The organism is Gordonia westfalica, from assembly GCF_900105725.1.
Classification (GTDB): domain Bacteria; phylum Actinomycetota; class Actinomycetes; order Mycobacteriales; family Mycobacteriaceae; genus Gordonia; species Gordonia westfalica.
On the sequence record NZ_FNLM01000013.1, the window covers coordinates 1 to 9,950 of the forward strand.

The 9,950-nt window shown below is 64.6% G+C and carries 19 protein-coding genes and 2 pseudogenes; 12 read left to right on the forward strand and 9 right to left on the reverse strand.

Translation table 11 applies throughout. The annotated features are described in order from the left end of the window. The 9 genes and pseudogenes from BLU62_RS01780 to BLU62_RS01815 form a co-directional block, all read right to left on the reverse strand. Nucleotides 1–456: pseudogene (locus BLU62_RS01780) on the reverse strand (hypothetical protein); the annotation flags it as partial. A gap of 156 nt (nt 457–612) precedes the next feature. Next, the gene (locus BLU62_RS01785; RefSeq protein WP_244278026.1) at nt 613–1,185 is read right to left on the reverse strand and encodes a PE-PPE domain-containing protein; all 573 of its coding nucleotides are present in this window, start codon (nt 1,183–1,185) and stop codon (nt 613–615) included. Next, on the reverse strand, nt 1,115–1,645 hold the full coding sequence (locus BLU62_RS33430) for a putative phage holin (RefSeq protein ID WP_244278024.1): 531 nt from the start codon (nt 1,643–1,645) through the stop codon (nt 1,115–1,117). The genes BLU62_RS01785 and BLU62_RS33430 overlap by 71 nt, the downstream gene beginning before the upstream one ends. Further along, nucleotides 1,645–1,839, reverse strand: coding sequence for a DUF7620 family protein (locus BLU62_RS01790; protein WP_074847979.1), 195 nt, complete (start codon nt 1,837–1,839; stop codon nt 1,645–1,647). The genes BLU62_RS33430 and BLU62_RS01790 overlap by 1 nt, the downstream gene beginning before the upstream one ends. After that, nucleotides 1,839–2,138 (reverse strand): hypothetical protein, encoded by a 300-nt coding sequence (locus BLU62_RS01795; protein ID WP_074847977.1) that lies wholly within the window; start codon nt 2,136–2,138, stop codon nt 1,839–1,841. The genes BLU62_RS01790 and BLU62_RS01795 overlap by 1 nt, the downstream gene beginning before the upstream one ends. After that, entirely contained in the window at nt 2,135–2,536 is a 402-nt protein-coding gene (locus BLU62_RS01800) for a hypothetical protein (protein ID WP_074847976.1), read from the reverse strand. The genes BLU62_RS01795 and BLU62_RS01800 overlap by 4 nt, the downstream gene beginning before the upstream one ends. 27 nt (nt 2,537–2,563) lie before the next feature. Next, complete coding sequence (locus BLU62_RS33435; protein WP_074848086.1) at nt 2,564–3,187, reverse strand: LGFP repeat-containing protein; 624 nt, start codon at nt 3,185–3,187, stop codon at nt 2,564–2,566. Then, a complete protein-coding gene (locus BLU62_RS33440; protein ID WP_074848161.1) occupies nt 3,184–3,609 on the reverse strand; it encodes a peptidoglycan recognition protein family protein in 426 nt (141 codons plus the stop codon). Before BLU62_RS33440 ends, BLU62_RS33435 begins: the two co-directional genes overlap by 4 nt. Before the next feature lie 120 nt (nt 3,610–3,729). After that, nucleotides 3,730–4,779 (reverse strand): phage gene 29 protein family protein, encoded by a 1,050-nt coding sequence (locus BLU62_RS01815; RefSeq protein ID WP_139179942.1) that lies wholly within the window; start codon nt 4,777–4,779, stop codon nt 3,730–3,732. A gap of 29 nt (nt 4,780–4,808) precedes the next feature. Between BLU62_RS01815 and BLU62_RS01820 the strand changes: the two genes are divergently transcribed. From BLU62_RS01820 to BLU62_RS01860, 12 genes and pseudogenes are all read left to right on the forward strand, one after another. Continuing rightward, a complete protein-coding gene (locus BLU62_RS01820; protein WP_074848165.1) occupies nt 4,809–5,369 on the forward strand; it encodes a hypothetical protein in 561 nt (186 codons plus the stop codon). Between the two features lie 8 nt (nt 5,370–5,377). Beyond that, nucleotides 5,378–5,686, forward strand: a complete 309-nt coding sequence (locus BLU62_RS34730) for a phage gene 29 protein family protein (protein WP_139179943.1) — start codon at nt 5,378–5,380, stop codon at nt 5,684–5,686. Next, the gene (locus BLU62_RS32195; protein WP_139179944.1) at nt 5,683–5,898 is read left to right on the forward strand and encodes a hypothetical protein; all 216 of its coding nucleotides are present in this window, start codon (nt 5,683–5,685) and stop codon (nt 5,896–5,898) included. The genes BLU62_RS34730 and BLU62_RS32195 overlap by 4 nt, the downstream gene beginning before the upstream one ends. A gap of 95 nt (nt 5,899–5,993) precedes the next feature. Continuing rightward, complete coding sequence (locus BLU62_RS33445; protein WP_244278027.1) at nt 5,994–6,368, forward strand: peptidoglycan recognition protein family protein; 375 nt, start codon at nt 5,994–5,996, stop codon at nt 6,366–6,368. After that, the gene (locus tag BLU62_RS33450) at nt 6,365–6,895 is read left to right on the forward strand and encodes an LGFP repeat-containing protein (protein ID WP_244278025.1); all 531 of its coding nucleotides are present in this window, start codon (nt 6,365–6,367) and stop codon (nt 6,893–6,895) included. The genes BLU62_RS33445 and BLU62_RS33450 overlap by 4 nt, the downstream gene beginning before the upstream one ends. Continuing rightward, nucleotides 6,820–6,987 (forward strand): hypothetical protein, encoded by a 168-nt coding sequence (locus BLU62_RS33455; RefSeq protein ID WP_244278028.1) that lies wholly within the window; start codon nt 6,820–6,822, stop codon nt 6,985–6,987. Before BLU62_RS33450 ends, BLU62_RS33455 begins: the two co-directional genes overlap by 76 nt. A gap of 27 nt (nt 6,988–7,014) precedes the next feature. After that, nucleotides 7,015–7,416, forward strand: coding sequence for a hypothetical protein (locus tag BLU62_RS01835; protein WP_074847976.1), 402 nt, complete (start codon nt 7,015–7,017; stop codon nt 7,414–7,416). Continuing rightward, entirely contained in the window at nt 7,413–7,712 is a 300-nt protein-coding gene (locus tag BLU62_RS01840; RefSeq protein ID WP_074847977.1) for a hypothetical protein, read from the forward strand. Before BLU62_RS01835 ends, BLU62_RS01840 begins: the two co-directional genes overlap by 4 nt. Continuing rightward, entirely contained in the window at nt 7,712–7,906 is a 195-nt protein-coding gene (locus BLU62_RS01845; protein ID WP_074847979.1) for a DUF7620 family protein, read from the forward strand. Before BLU62_RS01840 ends, BLU62_RS01845 begins: the two co-directional genes overlap by 1 nt. A gap of 73 nt (nt 7,907–7,979) precedes the next feature. Further along, nucleotides 7,980–8,717: a putative phage holin gene (locus BLU62_RS01850; protein WP_084811712.1), complete on the forward strand. Its 738-nt coding sequence runs from the start codon at nt 7,980–7,982 to the stop codon at nt 8,715–8,717. A gap of 464 nt (nt 8,718–9,181) precedes the next feature. Continuing rightward, complete coding sequence (locus tag BLU62_RS01855) at nt 9,182–9,628, forward strand: hypothetical protein (RefSeq protein WP_139179945.1); 447 nt, start codon at nt 9,182–9,184, stop codon at nt 9,626–9,628. Between the two features lie 42 nt (nt 9,629–9,670). After that, nucleotides 9,671–9,950, forward strand: a pseudogene (locus BLU62_RS01860) (helix-turn-helix domain-containing protein); the annotation flags it as partial.

The following is a 9,950-nucleotide window of genomic DNA, read 5'->3' on the forward strand; positions in this document are numbered from 1 at the left end:
TGATATGGGTGCCGAAACTGGACGGATTGCCATTCGTGCCAACGACGTAAGGCGTACTCGAATCCACTGATTCGGGTCGAGTTGCTGGAAAATGTATCCACCGCCGAGGCCGCCAGCTGCGCGGGTGTGGTACTGGAGGTGCCCGTCCGAACCGTTCTTCCCACATCCGATGAGACCCACGATCAGTTCGGTGATGTTTTCAGGTTTCGTCCACGTACCCGACGTGACCTTGGTTTCCACGTTGTAGCCGTTGAGGACGGCGTCAGCGATGGCCTGGATCGTGTACTGAACCTCTTGCGGATCACCAACCGAACCGCCACCAAACCAGCCATTGAAAATGCCGTTGATGATCGACGCAATGTTCGCCGTCGCCGCATGAGCCAACAACCGGATCACATCAACCGGGCTCACCCATATGCTTAAACTTCGGATTGAACTGGTTGTACGCGTAGTCATCCCAGAACGCCTGATCCGCATTCGCGAACTGCGACAGGCCTGACGTGGCACCGTTCGGGCGGTTCGCGGCAGGAAGTATTTGCCCGGTACACCAGCACCGGGCTGATCTGGAGCTGTAATGGCTAACTCACCCCTTCGATCATGCGGGCCAACCGCTTAGCGTGGCCACCACCGTCGTAGTCCGTGGAATGCGCAGTGCCGAGATAGTTGCGGATGTCCTCCCCGCACGCGCGAAATCGGGCCAGCGGAACGGATTCCACCACGGCTGCGCCACCGCCAGACGTTCAGCGGTCTTGAACGCCCAGGCGCGGCGGCCTCGGGTGTGCGCACCGACATCCACCCGGTTAGGTCGGCGACCGTGCGCAGCGGTGAACCTAGCGGCAGGTCGGCGATCGGATCACCCGGCGCCCACTCGGTGAACCGAGGCCGCGGGACGTGCAGCGCCCCGGCGATCCCGGACCGGCCGTGATGCACCGGCGTGTGCGGGTCGCCCAGCGTCGCGACGGCGAGCACCTGATGGCGAGGCCGCCGAGGCAGGATGTCGCGCGCGTACTTCACTGCGACCGCCGCGCCCGCACTGTAGCCGCCGACGACCACGAGTTCGCGGGATTCGGTGACAGCTCGATCCAACGCTGCCGCGCCGATCGCTTTCGACTCCTCATACGACAGGTCGCCCATGCCGGTCGCCGGGCCGAAGTCGGCCGGGTACGGCACATACGTGAACTTCACCTTGCGGGGGTCGAGCGCGCGGCGCAGCGCCTCCGACGCGGGGGAGCCGCCGCGGGGTGCCCAAGTTCCGTCGACCCAGAGAAGTTCGATCATGACCGTCCTGCCACCATGCTCGGATCTCGTCGCGCCACACTTGCCATGGCCGGCGGAAGTCGCCTGCCGCCCAACGGTCACGGCGGGTCTTGTACTGCAACACCAGCAGCATCACCAGGAGCGCGAGCATCATCACGGCGCCACCCGAGTACAGGATGAATCGAATCCACGCCCGCCCCGGATAGTCAGTACCCGCCCACACTGACGCCGAGATCTGGAGAAAGACCAGCGACATCAGGGTCGACTTGCCTAGGTAGATGAGTGACACCCGCTCCTTCCACCAGTACTGCCATGCGGCGTAGCAGATGGTGTAGACGGTGGCCAGCACGGCGAGCACCACAAGTGCCCAGTCGGCTATCAGCTCCACTAGTTCAGCCTTCCGAAGATCAGCTCGGCCCAGTGGTTGCGTTCCAACTGGTCACGAAGCTCCCGCTGTACCGGCCGCGCCCGTTCGGCGAGCCGTGCGCTTTCGGACCGGGCTTCTTCGGCCGATCGCGCGTTTCGCTTCGAGCGCGCATCAACTTCGTGCGCGCTCGCCCCCTTGGTCTTGAATCCCCACATCAGTTGGACTCCAAGCTCTCTCGCAGTGCCTTCGACTGGCTCGCGATGAGCTGGCCGGCGACATTCCACTCGGCCATCGTCTGCGCGTTGCGCGCGTTGGTCTCGAGGAGGTCGGCGATGGTCTTGGCGTCGCGCTCGGCCGCGGTCTTGTAGATCGAGATCTCCGATCCCCATACGATCCAGCCACGGGCGAAGGCGATACCGAGCACGAGCGCCATGCCGACGACGACCCCCACCACGCCGATGTCACTCAGCGCGGCGGGGTTCATCCAAGCGCTGGCGCTCGAGGTCACGGTCATCGGCCGAGGTTGACTTCGCGCTCGACGCCGTCAGCGGGAAGCTCAATACCTGCCAACACCTTCGGTGTGACCTGCGGGCGGGTGAACAGGAATCCGAGAGCAATCGTGGAGACCGCGAGGATGGCGCCCTGTTGCTGCTCGCTGAGGTTCAAGCCGAACGCAACGACCAGCGGCACCGCGGTCTGAACGACCGCGACGAGCGCCGGGTACACGCTCTCCTTCACCGAGATCACCACGAGCAGACCGAGCACCGCGTTGACCGCGGCCATGAACACGCCCTGAGTCTCGGTGGGGATGTTGAACCCGAACGTGGTCAGCAGAACCAGGATGGCTGAGACGAGGGAGGTCCAGGCGGCGGGCTCGCGGCCGAGGACAAGACGAGGGGTGGGTACAGACATGACGAGAACTCCTTCTGTGGGTGCGGCTCAGGCCGCGATGAGGTCGACTGCTTCGACGGCCAGCGGGATGCCGGCCGCGTTGACGAGAGTGAGATCCTTCGCGGCGTCGCCGATCTTCTTCACCGCGCCTGAGGGGTCCCACTCGAGGACGCCGTGCTCGAACGCCTGACGCTTGCCGCCCGTGCCGTTCGAGATCTCGTCCGACGTCGGCCAGCCGAGCGGGCCCTTCTCGTAGCCCTCGAGCGCCCAGCGCTGGCCGATGACGCCCTTCACGACGTGGTGGTCCTTGCCGTCCTTGCGGTAGAGCACGCCACCCTGGAACGCCATGACTGCGCCGTCGGCGAGCTTGGTGAAGTCGCGCACCGGGAAGCCGAGTTCGCCGGTCTCCCACTTGCGCTCGGCGTACGCCTCGAACAGGCCGCCGTGCGGGATGGCGTGCGCGCCGGTCGCCGGGTGAAAGTAGATGTGCGCGTTCTCGTACTCGACGAACCGGCCCTTACCGTCGCGGCCGACCTTGCGCTCACCCCCGGCGCCGGGCTTCGCCTTACGGACGCCGACCCACGGATTCTCCTTGGCCTCGAGCTCGATCATGTTCATGACCACGAGCGGCTTATCCGGTGCCTGGAGGAGCCGCTGACGGAACAGCTTCATGTCGAGGTTCCCGGGTCCCACTTGCCCTGGATCGCGCCGTACTCCTTGTGCGCGACGACCTTGTTCCACGGGTTGCCGAGGCGCTTGTTGATGGCCCGGACGACCTTCAGGTATGCGCCGTACTGGGCCTCCGACCATGCCGCGGTGCCGTTGTGTGCGGCCTCGATGCCGATCGTCACGGCGTTGCCGTTGTTCGCGGGATGCCCGGCCACGAGCCGGTGCCCGCGTGCCATGCGACGCCGACGCCGCACAGCGTGACAACACCGTTCGGCGCGAGGTGGAGTTGCGACGCGAGCCCGAGAGACGAGTGCTGCGCGATACCCCGCGGCGTCTCGCCGAACGAGCCGGTGTGGTGCATGAACGGACCCCAGATAGTGCCGAAGTCGCCGTGCCCGCGTTCGAACGCGCCGGATAGATGTCAACCTTCAGGCCCTCGGCGCGCAGCACGTCGGGAAGCCAAACGGGATCAGCCATAATTGCCTCCTGTGGGCATGGGTGAATCCCCACACCCGAACGGGTGCAGGGTGAAAAGTTCTGTTGGGTTAGAGAGCTTCGGGGTTGATGCCGGCGTGCGGGGAACCGTCGAACGTTCCATCCGCCTTGCGGCGCTTCACCTCCGCGGCGAACGCCACAGCCTCTGCCTGCACCACCCGCTCCTGCGTATTCGCCTGGCGGGCCTTCATCTCCTCCACCTTCGCCAGATAGTTCTGATGCTCCTCATCAGCCAGCCGGGCGATCCGCTGCTCATACGTTTCATCCGGCTCATGCGAGTCGTAACACCACTTCCCCGCAGCCTTCGACGCCTCCAAGCTGTCCCCCGGTTCATAGTGCTTGATCGAATCCGCCACCAGCCGGACACCGCACTCCACCAGATGGCGGGCAACATCCACCCAATAGTCGGGTCCCATCACCAGCGGGGCACCCACCACACCAGGCAGGCCGATAAACAACACCGACACCGCCTGCGCTTCGGCTTCACGTTCCTCATCGGACATGTCAGCCCACTGCTTGAAAGACACTGTGCCCCTCTCCGGGGGCCAAGCCCTACCGGGAATGTCTAGTACGTAACGGGTCTTTCCGTAATCCCAGATCCGCGGGATCTTGTTCTCCGCCGCGGCCTGCTGCTCGGTCCACGACTCGTCCCACAACAGGTTTGGGTCGTTGCGGAACCGCTTCAGGCGGAACAGGAACTTGTGCACCCGTTCGCCACGGAAGTAGTAGGTGTAATCCGGTCGCAGCTCGCCATCTTTGATGAAACCGCACTGCTCGTACAGGCCTCCGTCAGAGACGGCGTGGTCGGCGAATGTCACCACCCGTTGTGGTTGCATCGCAGCGACAGCGTGCTTCAGCAGCCGCGAATGCCCACCCCGCACGATCACCGAGGTGGCGAACCGCACCAACTCCACCTCAGTCTTGGTGCGCCACTTCATGCACATCACCGCGACCAACTCGCCACCATCGCGCAAACCGAACGCTTCACTCATTGCGGTCGCACCCTGAATGTGGTTGGCCTCGAGGAAGTCGCGGACCTCCACCCGATCTACCGCGGTCACGGTGAGACTGCGCGCATTCAGCCGGCGTTCCTCAGACACGCCCGCGCCGACATGCGCGCAGTCTCACCGTGACCGCGGTAGATCGGGTGGAGGTCCGCGACTTCCTCGAGGCCAACCACATTCAGGGTGCGACCGCAATGAGTGAAGCGTTCGGTTTGCGCGATGGTGGCGAGTTGGTCGCGGTGATGTGCATGAAGTGGCGCACCAAGACTGAGGTGGAGTTGGTGCGGTTCGCCACCTCGGTGATCGTGCGGGGTGGGCATTCGCGGCTGCTGAAGCACGCTGTCGCTGCGATGCAACCACAACGGGTGGTGACATTCGCCGACCACGCCGTCTCTGACGGAGGCCTGTACGAGCAGTGCGGTTTCATCAAAGATGGCGAGCTGCGACCGGATTACACCTACTACTTCCGTGGCGAACGGGTGCACAAGTTCCTGTTCCGCCTGAAGCGGTTCCGCAACGACCCAAACCTGTTGTGGGACGAGTCGTGGACCGAGCAGCAGGCCGCGGCGGAGAACAAGATCCCGCGGATTCTGGGATTACGGAAAGACCCGTTACGTACTAGACATTCCCGGGTAGGGCTTGGCCCCCCGGAGAGGGGGCACAGTGTCTTTCAAGCAGTGGGCTGACATGTCCGATGAGGAACGTGAAGCCGAAGCGCAGGCGGTGTCGGTGTTTGTTTATCGGCCTGCCTGGTGTGGTGGGTGCCCCGCTGGTGATGGGACCCGACTATTGGGTGGATGTTGCCCGCCATCTGGTGGAGTGCGGTGTCCGGCTGGTGGCGGATTCGATCAAGCACTATGAACCGGGGGACAGCTTGGAGGCGTCGAAGCTGCGGGGAAGTGGTGTTACGACTCGCATGAGCCGGATGAAACGTAATGAGCAGCGGATCGCCGGCTGGCTGATGAGGAGCATCAGAACTATCTGGCGAAGGTGGAGGAGATGAAGGCCCGCCAGGCGAATACGCAGGAGCGGGTGGTGCAGGCAGAGGCTGTGGCGTTCGCCGCGGAGGTGAAGCGCCGCAAGGCGGATGGAACGTTCGACGGTTCCCGCACGCCGGCATCAACCCCGAAGCTCTCTAACCCAACAGAACTTTTCACCCTGCACCCGTTCGGGTGTGGGGATTCACCCATGCCCACAGGAGGCAATTATGGCTGATCCCGTTTGGCTTCCGACGTGCTGCGCGCCGAGGGCCTGAAGGTTGACATCTATCCCGGCGCGTTCGAACGCGGGCACGGCGACTTCGGCACTATCTGGGGTCCGTTCATGCACCACACCGGCTCGTTCGGCGAGACGCCGCGGGGTATCGCGCAGCACTCGTCTCTCGGGCTCGCGTCGCAACTCCACCTCGCGCCGAACGGTGTTGTCACGCTGTGCGGCGTCGGCGTCGCATGGCACGCGGCACCGGCTCGTGGCCGGGCATCCCCGCGAACAACGGCAACGCCGTGACGATCGGCATCGAGGCCGCACACAACGGCACCGCGGCATGGTCGGAGGCCCAGTACGGCGCATACCTGAAGGTCGTCCGGGCCATCAACAAGCGCCTCGGCAACCCGTGGAACAAGGTCGTCGCGCACAAGGAGTACGGCGCGATCCAGGGCAAGTGGGACCCGGGAACCTCGACATGAAGCTGTTCCGTCAGCGGCTCCTCCAGGCACCGGATAAGCCGCTCGTGGTCATGAACATGATCGAGCTCGAGGCCAAGGAGAATCCGTGGGTCGGCGTCCGTAAGGCGAAGCCCGGCGCCGGGGGTGAGCGCAAGGTCGGCCGCGACGGTAAGGGCCGGTTCGTCGAGTACGAGAACGCGCACATCTACTTTCACCCGGCGACCGGCGCGCACGCCATCCCGCACGGCGGCCTGTTCGAGGCGTACGCCGAGCGCAAGTGGGAGACCGGCGAACTCGGCTTCCCGGTGCGCGACTTCACCAAGCTCGCCGACGGCGCAGTCATGGCGTTCCAGGGTGGCGTGCTCTACCGCAAGGACGGCAAGGACCACCACGTCGTGAAGGCGTCATCGGCCAGCGCTGGGCGCTCGAGGGCTACGAGAAGGGCCCGCTCGGCTGGCCGACGTCGGACGAGATCTCGAACGGCACGGGCGGCAAGCGTCAGGCGTTCGAGCACGGCGTCCTCGAGTGGGACCCCTCAGGCGCGGTGAAGAAGATCGGCGACGCCGCGAAGGATCTCACTCTCGTCAACGCGGCCGGCATCCCGCTGGCCGTCGAAGCAGTCGACCTCATCGCGGCCTGAGCCGCACCCACAGAAGGAGTTCTCGTCATGTCTGTACCCACCCCTCGTCTTGTCCTCGGCCGCGAGCCCGCCGCCTGGACCTCCCTCGTCTCAGCCATCCTGGTTCTGCTGACCACGTTCGGGTTCAACATCCCCACCGAGACTCAGGGCGTGTTCATGGCCGCGGTCAACGCGGTGCTCGGTCTGCTCGTGGTGATCTCGGTGAAGGAGAGCGTGTACCCGGCGCTCGTCGCGGTCGTTCAGACCGCGGTGCCGCTGGTCGTTGCGTTCGGCTTGAACCTCAGCGAGCAGCAACAGGGCGCCATCCTCGCGGTCTCCACGATTGCTCTCGGATTCCTGTTCACCCGCCCGCAGGTCACACCGAAGGTGTTGGCAGGTATTGAGCTTCCCGCTGACGGCGTCGAGCGCGAAGTCAACCTCGGCCGATGACCGTGACCTCGAGCGCCAGCGCTTGGATGAACCCCGCCGCGCTGAGTGACATCGGCGTGGTGGGGGTCGTCGTCGGCATGGCGCTCGTGCTCGGTATCGCCTTCGCCCGTGGCTGGATCGTATGGGGATCGGAGATCTCGATCTACAAGACCGCGGCCGAGCGCGACGCCAAGACCATCGCCGACCTCCTCGAGACCAACGCGCGCAACGCGCAGACGATGGCCGAGTGGAATGTCGCCGGCCAGCTCATCGCGAGCCAGTCGAAGGCACTGCGAGAGAGCTTGGAGTCCAACTGATGTGGGGATTCAAGACCAAGGGGGCGAGCGCGCACGAAGTTGATGCGCGCTCGAAGCGAAACGCGCGATCGGCCGAAGAAGCCCGGTCCGAAAGCGCACGGCTCGCCGAACGGGCGCGGCCGGTACAGCGGGAGCTTCGTGACCAGTTGGAACGCAACCACTGGGCCGAGCTGATCTTCGGAAGGCTGAACTAGTGGAGCTGATAGCCGACTGGGCACTTGTGGTGCTCGCCGTGCTGGCCACCGTCTACACCATCTGCTACGCCGCATGGCAGTACTGGTGGAAGGAGCGGGTGTCACTCATCTACCTAGGCAAGTCGACCCTGATGTGCTGGTCTTTCTCCAGATCTCGGCGTCAGTGTGGGCGGGTACTGACTATCCGGGGCGGGCGTGGATTCGATTCATCCTGTACTCGGGTGGCGCCGTGATGATGCTCGCGCTCCTGGTGATGCTGCTGGTGTTGCAGTACAAGACCGCCGTGACCGTTGGGCGGCAGGCGACTTCCGCCGGCCATGGCAAGTGTGGCGCGACGAGATCCGAGCATGGTGGGCAGGACGGTCATGATCGAACTTCTCTGGGTCGACGGAACTTGGGCACCCCGCGGCGGCTCCCCGCGTCGGAGGCGCTGCGCCGCGCGCTCGACCCCCGCAAGGTGAAGTTCACGTATGTGCCGTACCCGGCCGACTTCGGCCCGGCGACCGGCATGGGCGACCTGTCGTATGAGGAGTCGAAAGCGATCGGCGCGGCAGCGTTGGATCGAGCTGTCACCGAATCCCGCGAACTCGTGGTCGTCGGCGGCTACAGTGCGGGCGCGGCGGTCGCAGTGAAGTACGCGCGCGACATCCTGCCTCGGCGCCTCGCCATCAGGTGCTCGCCGTCGCGACGCTGGGCGACCCGCACACGCCGGTGCATCACGGCCGGTCCGGGATCGCCGGGGCGCTGCACGTCCCGCGGCCTCGGTTCACCGAGTGGGCGCCGGGTGATCCGATCGCCGACCTGCCGCTAGGTTCACCGCTGCGCACGGTCGCCGACCTAACCGGGTGGATGTCGGTGCGCACACCGAGGCCGCCCGCGCCTGGGCGTTCAAGACCGCTGAACGTCTGGCGGTGGCGCAGCCGTGGTGGAATCCGTTCCGCTGGCCGATTTCGCGCGTGCGGGGAGGACATCCGCAACTATCTCGGCACTGCGCATTCCACGGACTACGACGGTGGTGGCCACGCTAAGCGGTTGGCCCGCATGATCGAAGGGGTGAGTTAGCCATTACAGCTCCAGATCAGCCCGGTGCTGGTGTACCGGGCAAATACTTCTGCCCGCGAACCGCCGAACGGTGCACGTCAGGCCTGTCGCAGTTCGCGAATGCGATCAGGCGTTCTGGGATGACTACGCGTACAACCAGTTCAATCCGAAGTTTAAGCATATGGGTGAGCGGTTGATGTGATCGGTTGTTGGCTCATGCGGCGACGGCGAACATTGCGTCCGATCATCAACGGCATTTTCAATGGCTGGTTTGGTGGCGGTTCGGTTGGTGATCCGCAAGAGGTTCAGTACACGATCCAGGCCATCGCTGACGCCGTCCTCAACGGCTACAACGTGGAAACCAAGGTCACGTCGGGTACGTGGACGAAACTGAAAAACATCACCGAACTGATCGTGGGTCTCATCGGATGTGGGAAGAACGGTTCGGACGGCACCTCCAGTACCACCACCCGCGCAGCTGGCGGCCTCGGCGGTGATACATTTTCCAGCAACTCGACCCGAATCAGTGGATTCGAGTACGCCTTACGTCGTTGGCACGAATGGCAATCCGTCAGTTTCGGCACCCATATCACCACGACCCCAGGGCAGGGTGGGATCTCGACATCGTTCGGCTATTCACCCACCACATCCCTGCCGGGAACGGCGGCGGTGGTGGTCTAGTGTCCTGAGTCATTAATTGTCATTCGGTTGATAGACTGGGGAATGGCAACCCGGGGTCCGCGAGCAGTGGATATTGTTCTGACCGATGACGAGCGCCGTGAGCTCGAAGGGTGGGCGCGTCGGCGAACGACGGCCTCGGGTTTGGCGATGCGATCACGAATCGTTCTCGCTGCCGCAGATGGGGGTCGAATACCGAAGTGGCACAACGACTCGGCCTCAACCGAGGTACCGTGCGGCGATGGCGAGGCCGGTTCGTCGAGCACCGCTGCGAGGGTTGCTCGACGAACCCCGGCCCGGGCGACCTCGAACCGTCGGCGACGAG